This window comes from Clostridium sp. (assembly GCF_051654825.1).
Taxonomy (GTDB): domain Bacteria; phylum Bacillota; class Clostridia; order Clostridiales; family Clostridiaceae; genus Clostridium.
Window position 1 is genome coordinate 1 of the sequence record NZ_JBOFYU010000242.1, and the last position, 25776, is coordinate 25776.

The following is a 25776-nucleotide window of genomic DNA, read 5'->3' on the forward strand; positions in this document are numbered from 1 at the left end:
ACGTTCCATGATAAGTTCCATAGTTATCTGTTTCAATTAATGATTTTATACATAAAGCTAAGTCTACTGTGCTTGTAGGACTTCCAAATTGATCATTTACAACATTTATACTAGATTTATTTTCACTCAATGATAACATCGTTCTTACAAAATTTGGTCCTTCTCCATAAAGCCATGCTGTTCTTACTATAAAATATTTAGTTGAAAAATTTCTTGTATAAAACTCTCCTAACGATTTTGTTATACCGTATATACTTTCAGGTCCTGTAGTATCACTTTCTATATATGGTTCTGTTTTTTCTCCATCAAAAACATAGTCAGTTGATATATAAACTACCTTAGCCCCAATTTCCTCGCATGCAATAGCAACATTCTTTGCACCTATGCTATTTACATTAAAAGCTAAGCTTGAATTAGTTTCACATAAATCCACTTTTGTGTATGCCGCACAGTTTATAACAACATCAAACTTATTTTCTCTTATATAATCTGATACTTCTACTCCATTACATATATCTAATGTATCCACATCAGTACCTACAATAGTATATTTACTTTCTAATGATAGTAAATCACTTAAAGCCTTTCCTAATTGTCCCTGACATCCTGTAATAAGTATTTTCATATTTTCACCTCTTAATTAAAATATCCCACTTATTTATATATTCTAGGACCTTACATTTTGATTCATTAATTTTAACGTATAAAAAAGATGAACCCTGCAAAATACAAGATTCACCTTTTTCTATATTATTTTTAGTTCACTTTTCTCCAAACATCAGATATATTAGGCTTATCACCTTTTGTCCACCATTTAGCTATATATCTATTGCCTTCAAATAGAACTTCATCACCTTGGTTATATGCTATGTTAAAATTCCACTCAGTTGTTACTGATTGTGATATTAACTGCCATACATCACTCTCTCCTGGAACATCACCTTTTGTCCACCACTTAGCTTTATACTCTAATCCATTGTATGTAACAATTTCTCCACCTAAGTATATTTGATCTGAATCCCAAGTAGTATTTTCTTCTACTTTTTCTTTTGTTTTTATAATTAATTCATTACTTCTTTGAGATACATTACCTGATTGATCTATTGCCTCAACAGTATATTTATACTCAGTGTTAGCATCTAAATTCGTATCTTTAAATCTATTACTCTCAGTTGTAATTATTAATGATCCATCTCGATATACATTGTATTCTTTTACACCTACATTATCAGTCGATTTTGCCCAGTGTAAATCTATACTAGACTCTGTTTCTCCCATTGAATGTAGGTTTTGTGGTGCTGTTGGTGCTTCTGTATCTATCTCTGGTACTTGATTTGTTTTTACTTTTATTGTATTGCTATTAGCTGACTCGTTTCCAGCATTATCTACTGCTTTTACTATATATTCATACTCTGTATCAGCTTTTAAATCTGTATCTATAAATTTAGTAGTTTTACTGCTTCCTACCTTAATATTATTTCTGTAGATATTATAGTAACTTACTCCTATATTGTCTGTAGATTTTTCCCAGTTTAACTCAATAGAATTAGATGTTTGATTATTAGATATTAAATTCGTTGGAGCTGTCGGTGCTTGTGTATCCTCTACTCCACTACTTAAATCTACATCTACAACTTGGTAAAATGCATTTCCTGTATCTTCTATTTCCCAAACCCCAAGTATAACATGATACCCTTCTCTATCACTAGGTATGTTTATAGTGTGGCTTACAGATTTTTCAGGTATTTTACCATATCCATCTATATTTGCAATTTCTTCTAAATCACTTCTTTTTATTGCTTCATTTGGATTCCAATCTTTTTTAGTTATATAATATTTAAATTCTTTTGTACTATGTGGTGCTGTTAATGTCCATTCAAAAGTATTTTTACCTGTTTTCATAGGTACTCTTGTCCATCTGCTTTCAGTTTGTTCATCAAGTTCTAAAAATATTCCTGCACTTGCAAGTTGCCCATCTTGTGGACCTGCCTGTGGAAAATTCCCTTTTCCTTCTACACTCTGTGGTTCATATTGTACATTTCCTGCGTTAGTATTGTGCCCATATTTCGCTAGAGCAGCTCTACTTGTTGTTATATATCCATGTGCAAACCCCTCTAAAGTATTAAGCCCCATTAGCACAGTACAAAAAGTAAAAGATAACACTCCTGTTTTTACTAACTTTCTAACTTTTTCATTTCTTAACATAATTCATTCTCCAGATATTATATATTTAACGCTTATAAAGGTTTAGCATATTTATATCTTATTAAGTATATATTTGCTTTGGTAGCTGGCTAGCATAGTTTTTAAACATTAGCTCCTATAGCTTTGCGTCATTAAATTTCTTTAATTTTGCCTTTATCAAATCGTTATAAAATTTGTATACCTGTATTGTATTTTTCTAAACATGATTGTAATTTTATCTATATTTTTTGTAATTTTTGTTACCATATTTTTAATATTTATAGAAAAAGTTAATTTTAATACATAGAGAATGCACTATAAAACTTCAAGTATTTAAAGTTCTATAGTGCATTTTTATTTTCTTATTCTATCTCTAAATTATTTAAAGATATGTCTAGTAATGTTTGCACAAATTCTGATTTTCCCATGCCTGTCATCTTTGAATATTTATCTATTTTTTTAATAGTTTCTTGATTTAAATAATAAGTTATTCTCTTTGGTGGCTGAACCTTTTGTGCTTTCTTTATTACAATTTTATTTGCTGAAATACCACTAGATACAACCTCTTCTTCTTCAATTTCAATTTCGTAATTGTTTACATTTTTGTTTTCATTTACATTTTCAAATTTGTATTCATCTACTTTATCTTCTTTTATTTCCTTTGCTACTTCTTTCTTTTTCATCATTTCTGCTTTTAAGTTCTCAAAGTTAGCATTTATACCGCTCTTAGCCAATTTTAGCCACCAACCTTTCTAATACTTTAAAAAATTGTTGTGATGATTCTTCATCATATTCAAATACAGTTTTACCCATTTTTCCGGCTTCTGTAATTTTTACTCTTCTACTTATTGGATCTGATATTAAATTATCTTCAGCAAAAAACTCTTTTAAGAACGATAAGTTTTCATTAGCATCTTTAGTTCTCTTATCATACATATTAGGAACTATTAAAGCTATTTTATCTGGAGATAACCTTAAATCTGAAAGATACTCATATATACTTCCACAAGCTCTAACCGATGCTGCTTCGACTTGTACTGGCATAATTATCTTGTCAATATAGCAAAGTACTGCATCATTTACTTTAGTTCTTTGAGGACCACAATCAACAATTACAAAATCATAGTCCATATTTTCTAAGTCTTTTAACTTCTCATCTAAAATTAAATCTATTCTAGGCTCTCTATAAAACTCTGCATTTATTTCTTCAATGTTTGAGTTTGGAAGCAAGTCTAAATTTTCTCTCACATTTAAAATACATTCGCCTATATCTATCTTATTCCTCTTATCAATTAAATCATAAAATGTTTTTTTATAATCAGTTGAGCTAACTCCTAAAAATAAACTACTGTCATTTTGTCCATCTAAATCTACTAAAATAACTCTAAATCCTAATTTAGCTAGTCCATGAGCTATTTGTACAGATACTGTACTTTTACCTACTCCGCCCTTATTATTTAATACTGCTATCTTTTTCATAGAAGTCACTCCTCTCTTTTAAAATTTTATTTACTACTTCTACTCTAGTTTTTCCTAAAATTTGCTTGGGTTTTTTTGCTATATCCATTTCTTTAAAAAATTTATCTTTATTTGAATCAATGATTCTAACTAGATTAGATTCAAAATCCTCTTGGTCAACTTCATTGTTAAAGTACTCATCTATATAATTTTTTATAGCCTGTCCTAATTCAAACTGATTTTTATAAAATAGTCTTATATTACTTTTAGACATCAATATTACTCCTTTCGACCAAATCTGACTTAATTTAATGCCAATTTTAAATCGTATTCATATTAATTTTATACTAAATTTACTCTAACTTCAATGATATCTATTTATAAAAAATACAAACAAAATTACCGCATTCTTCATATATTACTAGTAAGTGATATATATTTTTATATTTTTCACTAATAAAATTTTTTAAAGGGCGTGTTTTGACTTATGATGTATGATAATAATTATTGCGAGCCAATATTTGGTAATAGTCTAGATCTTGATGTAGATGACTGTAGCTGTGAAATTAGGGCTGACGTTGTTGTTGAAAAAACTTCTCCTTCTGTAAGACTTTGGGGACAAATAAAAGATTGTTCAGGATGTCCTGTTCCTAATGCTTTAATCAAACTTGTAAGAGTTTCTCATTGTAATGGAACTCATAAATATGAAGGTATAGCTCATACTATATCTGATTGCTATGGATTCTATCAATTTGACTTATGTGCTAATGATTGTAAAAGTAATTCTTATAGAGTTATAGTTGGTAAATCTGTTACTGGTGGCGAAAAAGTTATACATTCTACTGGTAATTGTGATGTTTGTCATGATGATAGCTATGACCCATGTGATGACCATTGTGGTTGCTCACACTCTGATTGTGGGTGTACTCCTTCACACCACTATCCTGTGCCTCCTCATAAGCCTAAGGCTTCTCATTCTTGCAACTATTGTGAACATGACAGCAGCAATAAGTCATTTACTACTTACTTTAGACATTCAGATGACATAGATGAAACTGAAGAGTGCTATACTATGGAAGATCTTAATTTGATAGATTTAACTGCTAAATCTAAAAAAGAATCTAGACTTAGTGGATATTTTAATAATTAATTTAAGTTTATTTTCTAAATAAAAAAATGGAGCTATCTACATATAGATTAGCTCCAATTTTTATTTTTCTAAGTCTCCCCACCAGTATAATTCCATTTCTTCTTTGTGTTTTTCATTTTTTTCTATCTCATTTTTATAATAATCAATTCTATTTATAAGTGCACCTTTAAAGTATTTATATGATTTAACTTCTATAATTTCAACATTATCTCTTTCCATAGTTATTGCTACAGCATCTTCAAATGCATTGTTATATACTTGATTTTTAAAATCATAATTTTTAAAATCATTTTTAAACAGTCTTATTGTTCCTTTAGAAAATACTGTTTCATCAGGTATATATGTGCTTATTTCCAATTTGACACTTTTCTCTTCTATTTCGCATTTTATTCCATTATCTTTTATAGGTTCTTCTAATACCTCATAATTATTCTCTTCTACATTTTCTACTATTGTTTTTTCAAAATATTTTCGTTTATCTAAGTCTTTAACTATAAAATCTAGAGAGTCTACTTTTCTCCCTACTTTATTTTCCTTAAATTCAACCTCAAAATACCCTGTTTCATTAAGCTCTTTTATGGCAGGAGTTATTACTCTTCTTTTAAAATTCCCATACTCTGGGTAACTATCTTCTAGTTGTAGATACATTTTCAAATCATTTATAGTATAGTTAATTACATTCTTTGTTCCGCTCCATAGCCTTAACAAGTCATATAACCTTTGAGCATAGTAGTTTTTCATACTAAATAATACTGCTAAATTTGCAGGTGTATATCCAGTTTGAAGATATGTATTTAAAAGATCATAAATTTTTTGAGATGCTTCTATTTTAAATACCTTTGTTTCTTCATCATATGTAAATCCGTTTAGAAATCCATACTCTCCCCATATTATACCTTTGCCATTTTCTTTTTCTTCCATAAAAAATATACTCTTTTTTCTTAAATTACTAAGCGAATTTGAAATACTTTTAATTGTTTTATCTTTTGCATGCTTTATAACTAGCTTAAACTCATCATGTGAAATCTGGCAACTAAGCACTCCTTCACTTTCTTTTTGTAATTTATACATCATAAGTAAAAATATTCTATTTTCAACTAATGTTAAACTATATTTAGCTTGTATCAATACATTATTTTTCATAAGTATTTTAGGATTTTCAACATTGGTTAATTCATTCATAATATTGCACCTACTTTTTATATTCTTATAATAAGATAATGATTTATATTTAAATTAATGTCAATATGTTTTAAAAGACATAATTAAAATTCCAATCTGACATAATTTAAATTTAATTAAAAATATAGTTGATTCTAGTTTGAAATAATTAAGATTCCAATCTGACATTTTTATATTTCCAAAGTGACATATTAAAATTCCAATTTGACATATTTAAGTTTCCAAAGTGACATATTAAAATTCCAATCTGACATGTTTACACTTCCAAAATGACATATTAAAATTCCAAAGTGACATATTAAAATTCCAATCTGACATGTTTAAGTCAAAAATCATTAGTAATTCCAAGGGGTGTGGCTATGTCTAAATACTATTAAATACTATAAATATATATAAATACTGTTTAAATACTAAAGTAAAGACTAGTAAAGATACTAATCTGACCTATTCTTTACAAATAAATATATCTATAAATTAAAATTATGAACTAATTATATTTTATTAACAGACAATATAGGTGTTTTTTATAAAACTAGAAGAAAAACTAAGTTTAGCTACAATAGGTCTAATTATAGTTTTTTTTAGAATAATAAAACATGTCTTATTGGAAGTCACAAAGCATATAATAATTGTGAAACACAATATCAATGTTGTAAAATATAAAAATGGATAAAATTAAGTATAAATGCACAAGGAAATTTAATATGGACATCAAACGCATGTTTAAAGCCTTTAAACGCTCCATAGAAAGCTTTTAAAGTCGTTTGACAGTATTTATATTAATGAATACATAAAAAAGCTTAGAATCCCTTTTTTATCGAAGACAACAAATAAATATATAAATTTAATCTAATTTATCGAAAATATAACTCAAATTATAGTTGACAACTTTACAGAATTATCATATTAATTCAAATAAATTAATGTAAATAAAAAGTAAACATTTACACATACATAAACTTAAACATATTTATATAAGTTTGTATATATACATAAATATAAACAAATAAATTTATAATATAGAAAGGTTTAAATATCAACAATACAAATAAAATTATAAATTATATCTAACTTGTATATTTCCAGTTTGACATAGTTAATTTATATTTATATATTTATAATTATTCTAATAATATAATTATTAAAGTTAAATAATTACATCAAATAATGAATAGTTAAAATATTGATATTTTAAGTATGATACAATAATAAAAATTTTATACATGCATAACAAAATTATTGTTATTTCCAAAATGACATGCTTGTACTTATAAATAAAAATAGACACTATTATAAGTGTCTATTTTTAGAATTTAAAAACATTAAATCAAATTGAATTATTAAATTGACTTATATTTGAACTTAATGAATTTATACTTACGCTTAAAGCCTCCAATTTACTTTCTATTCTAATTAATAAATACATAGTAACTATTGCAGGAAAACCAAGGTTAGCAACCATTTGAATAAAGTCCATAATATTTATATGTTTAAGCTATAACCAAATCATATTCTGTAGTGTCTGTAGTTACAACTTTAGCCTCAACTGCTGACACTATGTCTTCTCCAAGTTTTGGAGCAAATATATTTTTAGCTACTATAACTTCCATTGCAGATTTAATTTCTGATTCAGTTAAATCTTCTCTTGGATCACTAACGTAAAGACTAACCTTTCTTCCCATTGATGTTGAAAATATCATTAATAATTTAGTTTCTATTCCCATTTTTAATTACCCCCTTAATATAATTTTTAGTTTAATTCAGTATTATCCTGTTTAACTATGTTTAATGGATCATGCTGTTGAAGACTTATTAAAGCTTGTGCAACATTGAAAACATCTAGAGCTTTTGCATCTCCTTTTACATTTGAAAAACTTCTAGTTTTTATTATTGATTTTCCATTTTCACCAATTCCACAGTCTAATTTAATTTTTAATGTAGATGATAATACAGTTTCAGAAACTTCTGTAGCTAACTCTCTGTTATTTAATTCCATATTAATAATCCTCCTTAGTTTTTAGTTATTGTAATCTAGTTATTTGTCAATCAATTGATTTAATATAAGTATAAATTTATGTATGAACTAATTCTTTAAAAATATTTGATAATTTAATTTGCAGATTATTTTTGAAGAAAATAGATTATTTGCTTATTTTTTTTATTAATTTATAGGAATTTAATAGTTTATGTAGAATCATCTTTTAATAGAATACATATTAACATGGGGGGATTTTAACAGATTAGATAAAAATATTTAAAACTATTCAAATTTATATGAATTTAATCAACTTCTTTTGTAAATAATATATTTAGGAGGTGTTTAAATATGTTAACTATAAAAGAAGCAAGTGAATTCTTAGGGGTATCAGTACCTACTATGAGAAGATGGGAAAAAGAAGGAAAAATAACTTCATATAGAACTACTGGAAAGCATAGAAGATATGACAAAAATGATTTGATTAGATTTAAATGTAAGGAAGACGATAGTTTTAAAATGACTATAGCATATTGCAGAGTATCATCTTCAGATCAAAAGAGAGATTTAGAAAGACAAATAGAGAATGTGAGTAGCTATTGTACTGCTAAGGGATATCAATTTAAGGTTATATCAGATTTAGGAAGTGGATTAAATTACAATAAAAAAGGGTTAAAAGAGTTAATAGAACTAATATGTAGTGAAGAAATAGATAGAATTGTAGTTAATTATAAGGATAGATTGATAAGATTTGGATATGAAATTATAGAACAATTATGCTCTATATATAATGTGAAGATAGAAGTAATAAATCATACAGAGGATAAAAGTTATGAAGAGGAATTAGTAGAAGATGTACTATCTGTAATTACAGTGTTTTCATCAAAATTATATGGAAGTAGAAGTCATAAGTCCAAAAAAATAAAAGATGTAAATATATCGATGTTTAAAGATAAAGAAATTGAGTATATAGATGAGAAAGCTCAGGCTTAAGCTATGATATATGCTAAGAAAATTGAAATAATATTTGATGAAAAAGATGAACATATACTAGATGGTCAATCTAAAATATGCAACTGGTTGTATAATCAACTACTTCAAACTACTATAGAAGATTATAAAAATGGTAATGATAAAAAACTTTTAAGTGGAAGAAATTTAAGAAACTATGCTACTAAGATGAAAACTAATAATAAATTTTTATACTCAGTACACTCATCACCACTTAAAAACACTGCAATTAGAGTCAAAGAATCTTATGAAAAATTCTTCAAGAGAAATTGTTCATATCCTAATTTTAGGTCATTTAAGAGAAATTGGTTTTCATTATTTTATGATGAACCTAATAAAGGATTTAAATTACTCGATAGTAGAAATTTAAGAATATCCTTAGGGAAAAATGAATTTAATAAGCAAATTTATGTAAAAGGATACTTAAGAGAAAGATTTAACTTAAAAGAAACTGAAAAAGTAAAAAACTTTAGACTTTGTAAGCAACAAGGAGATAAATTCTATGCAGTTTTTACTATAGAAAGAGAAAATAATCTAAGAAATGAAATTAAATCTTGGATAGCTATAGACCAAAATCATAAAAATCTGTTTGTTGCAATTGATAATAAAGGCAATACTTTTGAGTTTGAAAAACTGTATCAAACTAAATATTTTGATAAGTTAATAGATGAAGTAAAGTCTAAAAGAGATTTATGTAATAGAAAAAATAAGCTCAAATATAGTGAACATGGTAGTAAATATTATTTGCCAAGTAAAAGGTATTTAAGATTAAATAAAACTTTAGATAAGTTATATCATAAAAAACGAGAACAAATAAAGTTAATTATGTATAGCATAGCAAATTATATAGCTAAGAATTATGATAAAGCAGTAATAGGTGATTATACACCCACAGTTGAAGTGGCAATTGATAAGAATATGCATAGGGGAATGCTAAATCAATCTTTAGTGGGTATGTTTAGAAAAATACTTAATTGGACTATGGAAAAATCAAATAAGACTTGTGTTGTTGTTAGTGAAAAAGATACTACAAAAACTTGTTGTGTATGTGGAAATATAGAAAAGAAAGACCCAAGCATAAGGAAGTTCACTTGTGTATCTTGCGAAGAAACAATATTAAGAGATGTAAATAGTGCAATAAATATAGCAAGAAAAGACAATTTGGAGCCAGTTAATAAAAACTTAAATAAAATATTAAAGAAAGGCTACTTTAGGTTTGATAGATATACTTTAGAGGGGATATAGTACAAAAAACAATCATTGCGTAGTTCACGCCATCTTTTAAACAAGATGAACTGATATGGACTAGTGAAATAAACTAGGTGCTAGCAGGCATGTATAATAGAAATACTATATATGGTGAATTAAATCTAAGAATATGGTGTTCTTAGGGCTAAATGTTATTGGTGAATATATTTATACACTCATGAGTATGTTTAGATAGCTTTAGTAGAACGGGATTTATATGGATTTTAAAATAAGTGATCTACCAGAACAGTTTGAAGATATAGCTAATAAGATAGGACTTGAAAATATGAGTATTTTGATAAAAGAGTTTGGGGGAAGTAGTGTCTATTTTCCAACTGAAAAAATGATATATAAAGATGCTAGAAATAGAAATATTATAAATGAATTTAATGGATTTAATTATAAGGAATTGGCAAGCAAATATAATATATCTGTAAGTTATACAAGAAGTATTATTAATAAGCTAAAAAACAAAGAGAGTTGCTATAAATAGCAGCTCTCTTGTTTTTTAGCTTATCTTTACAATACTTATCTGAACTTTGGAGAAATCAAGTGATTGACCAGATGTATTTACAATGCTTAGAACATTAGGTGCTGTGCCAGTACTTACTATAGCAGTTCCTACAAGTTGAGGTTCGATTTGACCCGTAGATACCCCAGATGATGCAGAGCCTATAACAGTTGACCCATTTAATCTTAGTTCTGAACTTATAGTAGCGCCACCACTTATATTAGGGCCATTAGCTTTATATACAACTAAATATTGACTATTTGGATCAAGTGAAATATTAGGACTACCAGCTATATGAGTAATCCCATTGATAGTAACATTTGTAGTTAGAGGAATCCCAGAATTATTAGAAACGCCAGTAGCACTTGTTGGAGTAGCTAAAAATGCATTCTCAAGAGGTGTAGATGAACCAGTAGCACCGGTAGAGCCGGTAAAACCAGTAGCACCGGTAGAACCAGTAGCGCCGGTAGAACCAGTAGCACCGGTAGAACCAGTAGCACCGGTAGAACCAGTAGCACCGGTAGAACCAGTAGCACCGGTAGAACCAGTAGCGCCAGTAGAACCGGTAAAACCAGTAGCACCGGTAGAACCAGTAGCACCGGTAGAACCAGTAGCACCGGTAGAACCAGTAGCGCCGGTAGAACCAGTAGCGCCAGTAGAACCGGTAAAACCAGTAGCACCGGTAGAACCAGTAGCACCGGTAGAACCAGTAGCACCGGTAGAACCAGTAGCGCCGGTAGAACCAGTAGAACCGGTAGAACCGGTAGAACCAGTAGAACCGGTAGAACCAGTAGAACCGGTAGAACCAGTAGAACCAGTAGAACCGGTAGAACCAGTAGAACCGGTAGAACCAGTAGCGCCGGTAGAACCAGTAGCGCCAGTAGAACCGGTAGGACATATAGGTGGAAATGTAAAACAATGAGAATTACAGCCATACTTACAGGAATTATTGCAATGATTATTACAACCACCACAATTACTATTGTTTTTATTTGGCGGACAACTATTTGTATAAATACAACCCTTAAAGAAGGTATTAGGTGACATTTAGTACACTCCTTAAATTTATATTTTTGAAAAACTTAATTTTATATTATGAAAATAATCAATATTATGTTAGCACAAACAACATATACAACCTTAAAGAATAAAATAGTTATAGAAAATATTTTGAGTATTAATAAATCTATTCAAAGGAGGATGTTTATGAAGAGTTTGAGTATCTGTATGATTGTTAAAAATGAAGAAAAAAATATACAAGGTTGTATAGATAGTATAAAAGAAATTGCAGATGAAATAGTTATTGTAGATACTGGGTCTACAGACAATACTGTTAATATTGCTAAAGAATCAGGGGCTAAGGTTATAATTCATAAATGGAATAATGACTTTAGTGAGGCTAGAAATACTTCATTAGATGCAGCAACTAAGGATTGGATACTTTTTTTAGATGCAGATGAAAGAATAGATAAAAGTGAGCATGATAAGCTTAAATATATAGTTAATAATTGCGATACATATGAAGGTTATTACTTAAGACTAGTAAATATAATTAAAAATATAGATGTAGGTGATTCGATAGTTTTAAGAATGTTTAAAAATAAGCCAGAATATAGATTTGAAGGTAAAATGCATGAACAGATAGTTCAATCAATACAACAAAAAGGTGGACTAAATTGTATAGGAAGCACAGATATTAGAATACTTCACTATGGATATGATCCAGAACTAGCTGATATGAAATCAAAGTATGAAAGAAATATTAATCTTTTAAAAAGCTATGATGAAAAAGATAAAGATGGATATTATTATTATGTTTTAGGAAATGAATATGCTAGAATGGATGACTTTGAAAATGCATATCAAACTTATCAACAGGCTCTTAAGCTTACAAATAGGAAATGCACTCATATATTCTATCCTTATCTACTTATAAATATAGCTAAGATACATTCAAACTCAAAAAAATTTGCTCAAAGTTTAAAGTTTATACAATCAGTAAAGTCTACATTACCTAATTTCAGAGATTTATACTTTATGGAGTGCATGGCTAACATAGAGTGTGGAAAAGTATCTGATGCAATAGAGTCTATAAATAATTATGAAAATTGTAAGGTAGGAGCTAATTATGAGTACCCTAATAATAATTTTGATAAAATTTATGATATAAAAGAAATGAAAAATAGATTAGAGCAATTAAAGGTGAATAATGAAGATAATTTACTTAGTGGTCTAATGTTTTTAGAAGAATATGATGATAAAGCGGCTGAAACTATAAAAACTTTCAATGAAATAGTTTCAAACTTTGTTGTAGTTGTAGATGGAAATAAGAATATAGATATAGAATATATAAAATCTGTAGGTGCTCAAGTTATACACCTAAAAAATATGAAGAAAAAGTTATATTATGGATTAAAAGAATGTAGAGGTAAATATGTGATTCTTGTAGAAAGTGGCGAAATATGTACCTATAATAGCCAAAAAGAAATAACAGAAATATTAGCTAAAAATAATTATGAAGCACTAAATCTCATAACTATGGATATGCTTAGTGGAGAATATAAAAATGATTTAAAAATAATAAGAAATAATAAAAAAGTAATGTCTTTAGATGAATATAAAAATAAATTAGCAAGTCAAAATAAAAAAATAGTTAATACTACAATATATTTGAAAACTGCAAATGATATAAAACAAGGTAACTAGGGGGTGGATAAATAATGAAAAAGGTTTTGATAGGAAGCCCAATACATCAAAAACAAGACGTTTTAAGGGAATTCCTAATATCATTAGAGGAACTAGTGAAACCTAATATTCAAGTTGATTATTGTTTTGTAGATGATAATTCAGATACCGGATCATCTAAGATGTTAGTAGATTTTAAGAAAAATCATGATAACGTTAAAATAATAGCGTATGATGATGATGAAAATGAAGGTTATATATGTGATGATTATACTCATAGATGGTGTGAGGATTTAGTGTTAAAAGTAACTAAGTTTAAAAATGATATTATAGAGTACGCAAAACAACATCAGTATGATTATTTATTTTTTATAGATTCAGATATCATACTACATCCAAAAACATTAATACAGTTAATTTCAGATAACAAAGAAATTATATCTAATATATTTTGGACTAAGTGGAGCCCAGATGGTCAGTCAGTACCACAAGTGTGGTTAAAAGATTCATATACGTTGTATGATGCAAAAGCTAATAAACCTCTTACGGAGGCTGAGATATCACAAAAAACATCAGAATTTTTAAATATGTTAAAAAAACCAGGAGTATATAAGGTTGGAGGGTTGGGTGCATGTACGTTAATATCTAAGGCTGCGTTAGATAAAGGTGTTAATTTTGATCCAATATATAATATTTCATTTTGGGGAGAGGATAGAGCATTTTGTATAAGAGCAGCTGTTTTAGGTATACAGCTACATGTAGATACACATTATCCAGCATATCATATATATAGAAATTCAGATTTAGAAGGTTTAAGCAAATATAAAGAAGAGTGTAGGAATAGAGATAGAGATATATTAGGAAATAATATATTAGATATGATTGTTAAAGGTATAGAAAGTGCAAATTCATATTCATATAAAGAAGATATTAAGAAAGATTTTGTTAAGTACTTTACAACCTATGAGGCATCAAAGTGTTTACAAAGATTAAAAAATGATAGATGTAGAGTTTTAGAAAATAAGATAATTAATAGATGTAGTGTTTCAGATTGTGAAATGGATTTAAATAATAATAACACAAAAGTTGAGGCTAAGGTTAATGTAGCCTTTGATGGATATCAAAATTATTATAGTTTTTATTATGAGTATACAATAGTATGTTCATTAGAAAAGCAAGGAAACGGAAACTATTTAATAAGTAAGATTATCATAGAAAAACAAAATAATATAGATAAGCCACAGGTAATTCGTAAAGTATCTGACAATCCTAAATTAACACTTTCTATGGTAATTAAAAATGAAGAAAAAAGGTATCTAAGACAAACGTTAGAAAGCTGTAGAGAGTTTATAGATAATGCAGTTATTATAGATGATGGAAGTACAGATAATAGTGTGAAAATATGTAAAGAGGTATTAAGTGGAATACCTATAAAGATAGTTGAAAATAAAAAATCTAAATTTGATAATGAAATTAATCTTAGAAAACAACAGTGGTATGAAACTATAGCAACAAATCCTCAGTGGATACTATTTTTAGATGCAGATGAAGTTTTTGAAGATAAGTTTAAATATGAAGTGAAAGATATGATGAAAGATTTTGATGTGGATGTTTATATTTTTAGGCTGTATGATTTCTGGAATGACACACACTATAGAGAAGATAAGCTATGGTATGCACATATGACATATAGGCCATTTATGATAAGATATCAAAAGTCTTTTCCATATTATTTCAAAGAAACACCTCAACACTGTGGAAGAATGCCACATAACTTAGAACACCTACCTAGCAAAAAATCAGACCTTAGAATAAAGCACTATGGATGGGCAAAAGAAGAAGATAGAGTAAATAAATATAAAAGATATATAGAATTAGACCCAGATGGTAAGTATGGATCCATACTTCAATATAAATCGATATTAGATAAAAAGCCTAAACTTGTTATGTGGAATGAAAAGGAGCGTGTGTAATACATGAAAACACTGAGTGTATGTATAATTGCAAAAAATGAACAAGACACACTTCCAAGATGTATTGCAAGTATAGAGCATATTGCAGATGAGATAATTGTTGTAGATACAGGAAGCAGTGATTATACAAAGGATATAGCAAAAGGATTTGGAGCAAGACTTATAGATTATAAGTTTAATAATGATTTTTCAAAAGCTAGAAATATATCTATAGAAAATGCAAGTTGCGATTGGATATTGTATATAGATTGCGATGAAGTATTAGATTTTTATCAAGGATATGAGCTAAAAAAGATTATTAATAATAATAAGTATGTAGGGATATGCTTAAAGCTATCTAATATAAATAATGGAAAAATGGGGTTAACTTTATCATCTTTAAGAGTTATAAAAAACAATGAAGGATTTAGATTTACAGGCAAAATACATGAGCAAATACTACCTTCAATTTTAGAAAAATATAAACAAGAGGATATATTAACTACAGAAGTACAGCTGTATCACTATGGATATGATAAATCATTAGTAGATTCAGAATATAAGCATAAAAGAAATTTAGATATATTTGAAGATTATGAAGAAAAAGATAAAGATGGATTTTATTACTATAACTTAGCTAGCCAATATATGAGCTCTGGTGATTTTGATAAAGCTATAGATTTATATGAAAAATCAATGGAATTTGATGATAATATAAATGGCTACAAGTTATATATACCTATTTATATATCTAAATCTTATTATGATATGAAGGAATATAAAAAAGCTAGTGAGTGCGCATTAAGGTTTATTAAACAATATCCAACTTTTAAAGATTTACATTTTTTAGCTGGAGCTAGTTTTTATGAACAAAATGATTATATAAGAGCAAAAGGATTCTTTTTAAATTATATAGATTTATTAAATAAGGATTATGGATATCCTGAGTATAACTTATCTTCATATGATGATATATCTAAAATACTTGTAGATATAAATGTAAAGATACTTGAACTGCTTTAAATGTATAAAGTTATGTAAACTTAAAATATAGAAATTCATATTATAAAATGTACCTTATTTTAATTAAGGTGATAATATGAAAAAATATACTTGGTATGAAGATTTTAAAGATTTTATAAATGGGCTAGGGCCAAGTTGCAAATTTCTAATGGTAATAGGAACTATAACACTAGGTGCAACGTGTTTATCTATATTTGATACAAATTTAGATGCAACTGGGAATTTAGTCACAATAAGAACAGTATTTTCATCTATAGTAGGATATATATTAGAAAAATCAACTAGAACATGTAAGGTAGATAAATTATTATTAAAAAATAAGGTACTGATTGTAGGAAGCATGAGTGTTATATTTACAATAGTTGTATTGTTTAGTTATTTGCTTGATATAAATGTAAATAATCCATCATTAATCCTTATAAAAAACTTGCTGTATTCTTCTGTTGGATTTCTAATAAGTAGCAGTAATGAAGGTTAATAAAATTATAGTTACAAGGAAGATGTATATAGTTTGAAACTATGTGCATCTTTTATTTTTAAATTTAAAGTCGAAAGTTTGCAAAAAATGTAACTAAATACATATAAACGTCATATTAATAAGTAAGTGATGAAACTTAAATCATCACAATAATTAATATATAAAAGGATGGTTTTTAATAATATGCGTAGATGTAATTGTAAAAAATCATGTAATTCAGGATGCAACTGTGGAAACAACAACTCTAATTCATGTGGCAATAATGGAAATGGAAATGGAAATGGAAATGGTAATGGAACAGTTAACTATTTTGAAAATCATGAGACAATAGAAGGAGCTAATAGTAATATAAAAAATCAAAACTATTATGATAATTTCTATACACAATACAACAATATACATGTAAAAGAATGTAATTATGTTACAGACCATGTAAAAGAATATAATGTATTCCATGTAACTACTGAAACAATATACAATGGAACTATAAACCAAGGAACAACAAATGTACTTGGAAATGGAAGCAATGGACCAATTGATCCATCTTGGATAATGGGTATAAATAATGGAAACAACGGAAGCAATGGAAGTTGTGGAAATAATAATTCAGGATGTTCTTGTGGAGGTAACAACTCAGGATGTTCTTGTGGAAACTCAGGAAACCATGGTTGTGGATGCAGTTGTAAACCTGTATGCGAGTGCAAGCAAGTTTGCGAATGTAAGCAAGTTTGTAAACCTGTATGTGAATGTAAACAAAACTGCAAACAAAAATGTGGATGCAAACAAAAACAAAAATGTTGTTGTTGGAACAGATAATAATATAAACAATATATTTAAATATTGTATGAAATAACCTAATTAGACCTAGAAATGTGTTATTAGAGGACACAATCTAGGTCCTTATTAAATTTATGATTAAAGATAAAATTTTTCTATTGTTTTATCTTTAATATCATCAGTTATACCTATATATTTTAAGGTTACGCTAGGTGAAGAATGATTAAATATATCTTGTAAAATAGCTATATCTTTGTAAATTTTATAGTGCCAATAACCAAAAGTTTTTCTCATAGTATGAGTACCTATTTCAACGATACCTAAATTAGTTGCAGCTGTATTTAAGATTCTATAGGCCTGAACTCTGCTTATCGGAGTATTATTACCTTTTTGGCTCTTAAATAGATATTCATTATCAGTCATAGTATATATGTAGTTATCAATATCTTCCTTAAGATTGCTATTTATAAGAATTCTCTTAGACTTACCTGTTTTTTGTTCTACTATAAGAATATGCGATTTAAATCTAACATCTTTTACTTTTAAGTTTAAGATGTCTGAAACTCTAAGTCCGGTATTTATACCTATATTAAAAAGCATATAGTTTCTCAGTCCCGTTTTTAAGAGCTCATTTTTCATTTTTAATATTATTTCTCTATCTCTAATGGGTTGAACATACTTCATATAACACTCCTAAGTTAAATTTATAATAAAAATATTATAATACATTAAATGTAACAATTAAATGTTTTAGTTACATTTATTTTTTATAATAAATATAAAAATATATAAAATACGTTGAAATTTCAATATATACAGAAATAATTAAAAAATGTAACAAAATATGTATTTTGTTACATTTTTATTTTGAATATAAAATAAGTTAGATAAATGTAATGTGATGTAACAAATAGCAATTTTGTGGAATATTTATAAAGAAAGGCTATAAAAAGAAAGGAAAATTGTATATGAATGAACATTACTATCATGGATATTGTAATAAGCCTTACAGTTATCAAATTAATGGAAATCAAACTATATCAAACCAAAGTAGTTGTTATGTAGAGCATAAAAGTATATATACAGACTGGGCTAAAGTACCATATCCAAGCGAATATGTTTTGCCAAAACCAGAAACTCCAAATGCTGTAAACTGGCCATTATGTTTCATTACTTCGAGTGCAGATGGACAGTTTAGAGATCCATGTGGAAATATAATAACATTAAATATAAAAAATCCTCATGAAAATATGAGTATTCAAAATGAATATAATAAATTAATAAAAGTAATGAAAAATTTGACTGAACATGAAATAAGTATAGCTAAATATTGGGGAGATGGACCTCCTACAAAGCAATTTATGCCTATAGCAGAGATATTAATAGATACGTATGGTGTTCCAGCTTGTTTAGCTAGTAGGATATTATATATATTAAATGGAGCCTTAAACGATACAATTATAGTAACTTGGAAATTAAAGTTTATGTGGAATATAATAAGGCCATGTCAATTTAATCCAAATATAAAAACCGTACTATGCACACCAAAACATCCAAGTTATCCAGCAGGACATTCATCTATGGCATCATGTATGTATAAAATATTATCTTACTTCTTTCCACAGGAAAAAGAAAAACTATATATGTTAGCAACTCAATGCTCTCAATCTAGAGTTTACGCAGGAGTACATTATCAAGCTGATTGTGATGAAGGTTTCAACTTAGGATTAAGTATAGGACAAAGTATAGTAGATTATATAAGTAGTCAAGTAAGTTCTAACTGTTTAGTTATAGATATGCCTGTAACTGAATACAGAAATGCAAATATAATACCATATAATCTAACTCAATATATTCCAGCTAGAAGACCACAAACTTGTGATAGTAGTGTACTTTTACAAGGAACAACTAGCTATACTACTTCTCAAAATACAAGTTGTAACTCTTATGTACCTACCTCTGTAAATAACTCATCATGTGCAATACCACCTAAAAACTGTTATGTAAATAAAGCAAATATAATTGATTATTGTGAATTTAACTAAGAACTTTAATCATGTTTGAATACAGTCAAATTGATAGAGTTGTCCCTGAGATAATCAGGGATAACTCTATCAATACGTTTAGAAAACAGCTTGGCTATACGACACCAAGAACGCTTGACTAGTACTAGTTATAATACTCACCTTTTGTATTTAAACAAATCACCAATACCTCAGACAATGATAGGTCTTGAGTACTCCACAAAGTATTGCCACCCTATCCTCTTGTTTATTGTGGTGCGATACTACCACTCTCACCCCTTTTATGTAGTACTAGATACATATATATGGTGTTTGGGAACCAAAAGTATTTAGTTGGCACTATATCGTATTCTCTATCGAGTTTCCATATGGCTCTAGGTCAAATACACTTCCTTATAAAACCTTAAATCTATTAAATTTTAAATGGAATATTAAAAATATATTTTCATAATAACATACTGTATTACTCAATTATAGATAAATAGTAATACAAAAAAAGACATTTAAAATTACTTATATAAAATTAATTACGATTATTATTTTAATTAAGTAAATGTAAACAAAAATGTAAATGTAAACATAAACTGATATTAATAGAAATATATAGTAAAAAACAATGAAATTATCTACATTATAAAATGTTTTAGAATATATATAAACTATTGTGTCAGATTTATGCCTAGATTAATAAAATATATAAGATACACTCAAATAATAATTGAGTTATCAGTCAACATTTTAGGAGGTTATATGTATGTATAGTAATTATAGTAAAGGTTACTCATACTATCCAAATAATCATGGATATAATACCAACTATACTAATACAAGCTACAGCTCTACTTGTCCAAGTAGTAGTTCTATAAGTGATTGTTGCTGCAAATCACAAATAAAGGCAGCTTTATGTGTAGTTATAAATTGTGTATCTAGTTATGCAAATGTACCAGGTTTTGGAATTAGTATGATAATTACTCTTACAAATGGATTAAGCTATACTGTGAGTGTAAATGTAGGTGTTTTAGATACATTATCATTAACTGACAGTACTTTAACTTATGGAAAAACAACTATTTCATTATGTGATATAGCTAAGATAGAACTAGAAACAGGGTCTGTAACAAATGTAGATTTTATAAATTGTTTAAAAACAAACTTATGTAATTTAACAGGAACAATTGGAAATAACTGTAGCTGTAATTGTAACTGCAATTGTAATTATAACAGTAGTAATAGTTGCAACACTAGTAGCAGTTCATGTGGGTATAACTACTATGCTATAACAGTAGACGATGAATTAGCTCTTACTAATGATAAGTGCTGTTGCGAAAAAGGAATGGAAAGTAAAATAGCATGCAATACAACAATAGTAGATACATTAGTATATAATGGATCAGAAAGTACTACAGCTCCTATACAAACTATAGGAACTATTACACCATCAACTGTTGTAAGTGATGTTACAATAACAGCAACAACAATTCCTGTAGTAACATCTGTATCTGTAGTATCATCAACAACAACAGTTGTAGCACCAACAACAGTTACAAGTACAACAGTTGTAAATGATGTTACATTTAGTAGTGTAACTATAGTAACTGATGTTACTCCAACAACAGCTACAGTTTTATCTGATTTAACACTAGCACCAGTAACTGTAGTATCAGATGTAGTGTTAGCTACACCAGTTACTCTTATAGACTCTATAACAACAGATACTATCTTAGTAAGTGCACCTATTGCAATAGTACCTCAAACTGTAGTTACAGATGTTGTATTTGCAAACACAGATGCTGTTACAAGTGTGACAACAACAACAGCTAACGTTTTAGGATTAGGAGATATAACATCTACATCTGTAATATCAGACCTAGGAACACCTAATACAGCTACAATAATAAGTGGAATGAGTTCAGTTAGCACGGTTACAACAACAACTATAAATGCAGCTAATTTTAATGCAGCACTAGCAGCTGGAGGAACTTTACAGGTAGTTATACCAGTAGATGCATTAGGAATAGGAACACCATCAGTTCCAGTAACATTACCAGTTCTTTTAGGTGGAGTAACTGTAGTTATAGATAGTTTCCTTGATGTATCAGTATTAACAAATCCTGCTACAGTATTGAGTGTAGATGGAACACCAGAGTTATTAAATGCAGTAACAGAATACAACCCTACTCTAGTAAATGTTCTTTCTTCAGTTCAAGGTCCAGTAGGTACAACGGTTGTAGACAGTGTAGTTCCTACTACTTTATCTGTATCTCAAATAACTTCAGTTCCAACTATGACAATAAATAATGTTCCAGCAACACCATCAGTTACAGTTGTAAATGGAGTAAACTCAACATCTGTACCAGTGACAGGAGTAGTATCTACTGCTACAGTAGCTATAAATAATGTAACTGCTACAATACCTCAATCAGTAGTTCAAAGTGTAGCTACAGTAAGTCAAAGTGTTAACTCTGTAAATCAAGTTACAACAACAACTATAGGAGCTGTTGGATCTGTAGTTACAATACCAGTAAGTGTAGTTACTATAGCAACAACAACAGTAAGTGCAATAAGTAATATAACAACAACTATAACAAACTCTACAGTTGTTGGAAGTATAGTTACTGAGAATATGAATGTACTTGTTCCAAATACTGAAACTATAACAGGTTCAGTAGCTTGTGCAGGCAAAGGATTAATGATAGTTAACGAAACTAATGGAAATATATCTATATACTCTCTTTGTGAAGTAAATTCATTTACTACAAAGTAATGTGTTTAAAAGAATAATCTAAAGTTAAAATATTTAAAAGGGCTATCTATTTAAGATAGCCCTACATTATTTTAAATATTTAATATATAGTCATAGATAGTTAAATTCTTTTGAATATTAGCTTTAATCATATATTCATAAGTTGTAAAGCTAAGTTTTTGATCTAAGCTAGATAAATTAGATAGCTTATCTACAAATAACTTTTCATCATCAGTTAAAGTAGTTGCTATAGCAAGCATGGATATAAGATTGTATCCACTTTCGACTAGAACTTTTTTTATCTCATGCATAGTAAAGAATCGAAGATTATAGTCATCTAAATGATCAACTCTAGATGAATTAAACTTACCATTAAGTATATCTTTTAATGCTCGAACATACATTATATTTGCAATAGTAGCTATTAGAAATCCATCTGGTTTTAGATATTTTTTTATAGTATTTAGAAAATCTAAAGGATTGACTACTTTTTCGATAACATCATTAAAAATAATATAGTCAAAGCTTTCAAGCGGAAATTCTAAATCTAAAAGAAAAGGGCTTTTAAGTTTGAAATTAGATAAACATATATTAGGATAATCTTCACTTATTGATACATTATTTTGGTCAAAAAATAAATTTAAAATATTTAGAGGTGTTGATTTATCAGGTGTATCCTCATTTAATAACTTTAATATAGTTACATTTCTATTGTTAATAATATTTGCATCCATAGATATGCTCCTTAATTATTTGTATATACTTATAAATACATTTGATATTTCATTAGAATAAATATAGTCTGCAAAGTCTTTGAAAGTATTGTATTGTTGGAGTTTTTCAATGTTTTTAAATAGTCTAAACTCGCTAGATTGCCTATTTAGTGAAGTATCTAATACCAATAGGTTAAAGAAATCTTCACTATCATTAGATAGTAAATGTATTATATCTTCTTGTGCCTCTAATGATATAAGTTCACCGGGTTTCATTAGAAGTACATACTCACCATCACAATTAGAAAGGCCGTTTAAGAAGTTTGCACCATTATCATCACTATCAGCCTCTATAATTTCAATTCCTAGGTTTAAGAAATCTTCTTTAGATATGTTTGAGTTAGACTTAGTAATAATAAATACTTTATCAGCTATTTCATGAACCCCTTTAGCTGTTTCTAATAACTTAGGATGAGATTCATAAGCCATTATAATAACATTTAAAATATTTTCTTTGTGACTAATACTAGAAGTATTTAAACTATCTAAAAGTTGAGTCATATTATAATAATTTTCAAATTTAGATGTAGGATACTCATAGTTACCCTTAGGGCAAGCTATATAACTTATTAGAGATTCTTTGGCTTTAGAAAAACGACCACATTCTACATATGCAAGGCACTCCATAAAATAAATATCTTTAAAATTTGAAAACTTATTTTTAAATTTATCAATCATAATAAGCTCTTCGGCATATCTCTTAGAAGCAGATAAAACTTTTAAGATATGAATAGCTAAATATGCTAGATATATAGGTGTAGAATCTAATTTTTCAGCCAATTCAAGACCCTTATAATAACATTCTAAGGCTTGATTAGTATTATTTATTCGGGCATACTCATTACCTAAAGAATAATAAAAATAACCATCTCTCATTTCTTTGGGATAACTATTCAAAAGATCCATATTTCTTTTTTGCTTAGAATCTATATCAGCATAATTAGGGTCATAACCATAGTGTTTAATTTTTATATCTGTAGAGCCTATAGGTATTCCTTTTGAATGTTTTTCTATTGAGTGAACTATTTGTTCATGCATTTTTCCTACAAATCTATATTGAGGATTGTTTTTAAACAATCTAAGAACGATTGCATCTCCGATATCTACATTTGAAACCATATTAACTAGCCTAAGATGAAATGCCTCTAAATGAGAATTGAGTTTTAATATATTTTTTAACTTAACACCTTCATCAAATGAAATTTCTTCATCTGCATCTAATACTAAAATCCAATTTTTAGTAGCATTTTGTAGTGAGATATTTCTAGCTTGGCTAAAATCATTTGTCCATTCAAAGTTAATAACTTTAGCTCCGAATTTTTTAGCGATAGATACTGTATTGTCAGTACTTCCTGTATCAACAATTATTATTTCTTGTGCAATATGTTTTATGCTTTTTAAACATCTAGATAGATTTTTTTCTTCATTTTTAACTATCATACATATGCTAAGAGAATTATCATACATATTAAATTCCTCCCGATGTTGAACGATATAAATAGTGTACATTTATAATTTATGAAGTAGAGTTAACATATGTGTATAATAAATTATGAGGGTATAAATACCCTCATAATTTGCTAAGCTTTTATATGTATATTAGTTAGAAGTAATGTTCTTATGTAAATACTATCAGGAGTTCTTATATCAGCATATAAGTCCTCTATGTATGGTTGTATAACAACTTTTTTTCTTCTAACAAAATCTTCTATAGGAATATCATCTATTTCAGATGGGACAACTATGTATACTATTTTAGTAGTATTGCTATTTAATATGTATAAGTATTTCTCAATAGAATTTGTAGTGTATTTTATACTATAAGAAAAATCTAATTCAACTAGTAACTTTTTACCTGAAAGTTTACTACCTTCATTAGAAGTTCTAATAGGAGTATTTAAAACCTTTATAGAATTTACATTACTATCAACCGAAACTGATACTATATCATAAATATCCTTTGCATTAGGTTTTTTAAAACACATTACATCAAATAAATCTTCTTTAAAATATTTTATATTTATAGGTAGATCATCACTAATACCTATATAATTTGTATAACTATTCATAATAAGCACCTCACTAATAACTCTCTGCTGTAAAGATAAAGCTTATATTTATCAAGACTTCTTTAGGACTAATTTTTTGAGCATATATATCTTCTACATAAATATTTTCTGAAAATCGGCTATTTAAATTTGTATCCTCATCTAAAGTTGTAGAATTATTGAAAAATAATTTAGACCTAAATGTATATATAGATGATGAAGCATCATCAGCACAAAAATCTATTCTTACAATAAACTCACCTTCAGTTAAAAGCTTATACCCAGTTAGTTTTTGTCCCTCTAAAGATGTACCTATAGCAGTTTTTATAATCTTTGTATCTTTAATATTAAAATCAACATTAACCTTTAATATCTCATCTATATCAGGTAAAGTAGTACCGATATCAATAACTCTATCTATATTCATTTGAGTAAAAGAATCAATATTATCAGGGATATAATCATCTATACCACTATATAATATTTTATTTCTAACTACATTTGCCATAAACTACACCTCCTTTAAATACTAAAAATTAGATTTATAGAGCTGT

26 protein-coding genes and 1 riboswitch are annotated in these 25776 nt (G+C 27.8%); of the genes, 11 read left to right on the plus strand and 15 right to left on the minus strand.

The genetic code is table 11. The features are described from left to right. The 5 genes from rfbD to ACRDBA_RS14775 form a co-directional block, all read right to left on the minus strand. On the minus strand, positions 1-625 hold a 625-nt coding region (gene rfbD, locus ACRDBA_RS14755; RefSeq protein ID WP_438573691.1), incomplete at its 3' end, for a dTDP-4-dehydrorhamnose reductase. 131 nt (positions 626-756) lie between these two features. Next, complete coding sequence (locus ACRDBA_RS14760; RefSeq protein WP_438573692.1) at positions 757-2205, minus strand: lytic polysaccharide monooxygenase; 1449 nt, start codon at positions 2203-2205, stop codon at positions 757-759. A gap of 77 nt (positions 2206-2282) precedes the next feature. Then, positions 2283-2367: riboswitch (cyclic di-GMP riboswitch) on the minus strand. Between the two features lie 179 nt (positions 2368-2546). After that, a complete protein-coding gene (locus tag ACRDBA_RS14765; protein ID WP_438573693.1) occupies positions 2547-2918 on the minus strand; it encodes a hypothetical protein in 372 nt (123 codons plus the stop codon). After that, on the minus strand, positions 2911-3663 hold the full coding sequence (locus tag ACRDBA_RS14770; RefSeq protein WP_438573694.1) for a ParA family protein: 753 nt from the start codon (positions 3661-3663) through the stop codon (positions 2911-2913). The genes ACRDBA_RS14765 and ACRDBA_RS14770 overlap by 8 nt, the downstream gene beginning before the upstream one ends. Beyond that, positions 3638-3916, minus strand: coding sequence for a TIGR04540 family protein (locus ACRDBA_RS14775; protein WP_438573695.1), 279 nt, complete (start codon positions 3914-3916; stop codon positions 3638-3640). The genes ACRDBA_RS14770 and ACRDBA_RS14775 overlap by 26 nt, the downstream gene beginning before the upstream one ends. Before the next feature lie 213 nt (positions 3917-4129). Here ACRDBA_RS14775 and ACRDBA_RS14780 point away from each other — a divergent pair, with 213 nt between their 5' ends. Beyond that, positions 4130-4792, plus strand: coding sequence for a hypothetical protein (locus ACRDBA_RS14780; protein ID WP_438573696.1), 663 nt, complete (start codon positions 4130-4132; stop codon positions 4790-4792). 60 nt (positions 4793-4852) lie between these two features. On the opposite strand, the gene ACRDBA_RS14785 is transcribed toward ACRDBA_RS14780, so the two are convergent. The 4 genes from ACRDBA_RS14785 to ACRDBA_RS14800 all read right to left on the minus strand — a co-directional run bounded on the left by ACRDBA_RS14785 (position 4853) and on the right by ACRDBA_RS14800 (position 7970). Beyond that, a complete protein-coding gene (locus tag ACRDBA_RS14785; protein WP_438573697.1) occupies positions 4853-5974 on the minus strand; it encodes a replication initiation protein in 1122 nt (373 codons plus the stop codon). A 1327-nt stretch (positions 5975-7301) separates the two neighbouring features. Beyond that, complete coding sequence (locus ACRDBA_RS14790) at positions 7302-7451, minus strand: YvrJ family protein (RefSeq protein ID WP_438573698.1); 150 nt, start codon at positions 7449-7451, stop codon at positions 7302-7304. Positions 7452-7464: 13 nt separating this feature from the next. Beyond that, entirely contained in the window at positions 7465-7698 is a 234-nt protein-coding gene (locus ACRDBA_RS14795) for a DUF2922 domain-containing protein (RefSeq protein WP_438573699.1), read from the minus strand. Positions 7699-7724: 26 nt separating this feature from the next. After that, positions 7725-7970, minus strand: a complete 246-nt coding sequence (locus ACRDBA_RS14800; protein WP_438573700.1) for a DUF1659 domain-containing protein — start codon at positions 7968-7970, stop codon at positions 7725-7727. A 330-nt stretch (positions 7971-8300) separates the two neighbouring features. Between ACRDBA_RS14800 and ACRDBA_RS14805 the strand changes: the two genes are divergently transcribed. The 3 genes from ACRDBA_RS14805 (at position 8301) to ACRDBA_RS14815 (ending at position 10701) form a co-directional block, all read left to right on the plus strand. Next, positions 8301-8942: an IS607 family transposase gene (locus ACRDBA_RS14805; protein WP_438573701.1), complete on the plus strand. Its 642-nt coding sequence runs from the start codon at positions 8301-8303 to the stop codon at positions 8940-8942. 3 nt (positions 8943-8945) lie between these two features. Continuing rightward, a complete protein-coding gene (locus ACRDBA_RS14810) occupies positions 8946-10205 on the plus strand; it encodes an RNA-guided endonuclease InsQ/TnpB family protein (protein ID WP_438573702.1) in 1260 nt (419 codons plus the stop codon). A 220-nt stretch (positions 10206-10425) separates the two neighbouring features. After that, on the plus strand, positions 10426-10701 hold the full coding sequence (locus tag ACRDBA_RS14815) for a Mor transcription activator family protein (RefSeq protein WP_438573703.1): 276 nt from the start codon (positions 10426-10428) through the stop codon (positions 10699-10701). 15 nt (positions 10702-10716) lie between these two features. On the opposite strand, the gene ACRDBA_RS14820 is transcribed toward ACRDBA_RS14815, so the two are convergent. After that, positions 10717-11766 carry a hypothetical protein gene (locus ACRDBA_RS14820; RefSeq protein WP_438573704.1) on the minus strand — a complete coding sequence of 350 codons (1050 nt, stop codon included), beginning with the start codon at positions 11764-11766 and terminating at the stop codon, positions 10717-10719. A 159-nt stretch (positions 11767-11925) separates the two neighbouring features. On the opposite strand from ACRDBA_RS14820, the gene ACRDBA_RS14825 reads away from it, so the two are divergent. The 5 genes from ACRDBA_RS14825 (at position 11926) to ACRDBA_RS14845 (ending at position 17673) form a co-directional block, all read left to right on the plus strand. After that, positions 11926-13425: a tetratricopeptide repeat-containing glycosyltransferase family 2 protein gene (locus ACRDBA_RS14825; protein ID WP_438573705.1), complete on the plus strand. Its 1500-nt coding sequence runs from the start codon at positions 11926-11928 to the stop codon at positions 13423-13425. A 14-nt stretch (positions 13426-13439) separates the two neighbouring features. Further along, entirely contained in the window at positions 13440-15377 is a 1938-nt protein-coding gene (locus tag ACRDBA_RS14830; protein ID WP_438573706.1) for a glycosyltransferase family 2 protein, read from the plus strand. Between the two features lie 3 nt (positions 15378-15380). Then, positions 15381-16379: a glycosyltransferase gene (locus tag ACRDBA_RS14835; protein ID WP_438573707.1), complete on the plus strand. Its 999-nt coding sequence runs from the start codon at positions 15381-15383 to the stop codon at positions 16377-16379. A 76-nt stretch (positions 16380-16455) separates the two neighbouring features. Continuing rightward, positions 16456-16857 carry a hypothetical protein gene (locus tag ACRDBA_RS14840; protein WP_438573708.1) on the plus strand — a complete coding sequence of 134 codons (402 nt, stop codon included), beginning with the start codon at positions 16456-16458 and terminating at the stop codon, positions 16855-16857. A gap of 183 nt (positions 16858-17040) precedes the next feature. Beyond that, on the plus strand, positions 17041-17673 hold the full coding sequence (locus ACRDBA_RS14845) for a hypothetical protein (protein WP_438573709.1): 633 nt from the start codon (positions 17041-17043) through the stop codon (positions 17671-17673). 99 nt (positions 17674-17772) lie between these two features. On the opposite strand, the gene ACRDBA_RS14850 is transcribed toward ACRDBA_RS14845, so the two are convergent. Next, the gene (locus tag ACRDBA_RS14850; protein ID WP_438573710.1) at positions 17773-18318 is read right to left on the minus strand and encodes a site-specific integrase; all 546 of its coding nucleotides are present in this window, start codon (positions 18316-18318) and stop codon (positions 17773-17775) included. Positions 18319-18602: 284 nt separating this feature from the next. Between ACRDBA_RS14850 and ACRDBA_RS14855 the strand changes: the two genes are divergently transcribed. Further along, positions 18603-19679 (plus strand): phosphatase PAP2 family protein, encoded by a 1077-nt coding sequence (locus ACRDBA_RS14855; RefSeq protein WP_438573711.1) that lies wholly within the window; start codon positions 18603-18605, stop codon positions 19677-19679. Between the two features lie 733 nt (positions 19680-20412). After that, on the plus strand, positions 20413-22422 hold the full coding sequence (locus ACRDBA_RS14860) for a hypothetical protein (protein ID WP_438573712.1): 2010 nt from the start codon (positions 20413-20415) through the stop codon (positions 22420-22422). 71 nt (positions 22423-22493) lie between these two features. On the opposite strand, the gene ACRDBA_RS14865 is transcribed toward ACRDBA_RS14860, so the two are convergent. The 4 genes from ACRDBA_RS14865 to ACRDBA_RS14880 all read right to left on the minus strand — a co-directional run bounded on the left by ACRDBA_RS14865 (position 22494) and on the right by ACRDBA_RS14880 (position 25730). Beyond that, on the minus strand, positions 22494-23135 hold the full coding sequence (locus ACRDBA_RS14865; RefSeq protein WP_438573713.1) for a class I SAM-dependent methyltransferase: 642 nt from the start codon (positions 23133-23135) through the stop codon (positions 22494-22496). 15 nt (positions 23136-23150) lie between these two features. Beyond that, on the minus strand, positions 23151-24641 hold the full coding sequence (locus ACRDBA_RS14870) for a glycosyltransferase (RefSeq protein ID WP_438573714.1): 1491 nt from the start codon (positions 24639-24641) through the stop codon (positions 23151-23153). Positions 24642-24754: 113 nt separating this feature from the next. Continuing rightward, positions 24755-25243: a hypothetical protein gene (locus ACRDBA_RS14875; protein ID WP_438573715.1), complete on the minus strand. Its 489-nt coding sequence runs from the start codon at positions 25241-25243 to the stop codon at positions 24755-24757. 13 nt (positions 25244-25256) lie between these two features. Further along, positions 25257-25730, minus strand: a complete 474-nt coding sequence (locus tag ACRDBA_RS14880; RefSeq protein ID WP_438573716.1) for a hypothetical protein — start codon at positions 25728-25730, stop codon at positions 25257-25259. Positions 25731-25776 lie beyond the last annotated feature (46 nt).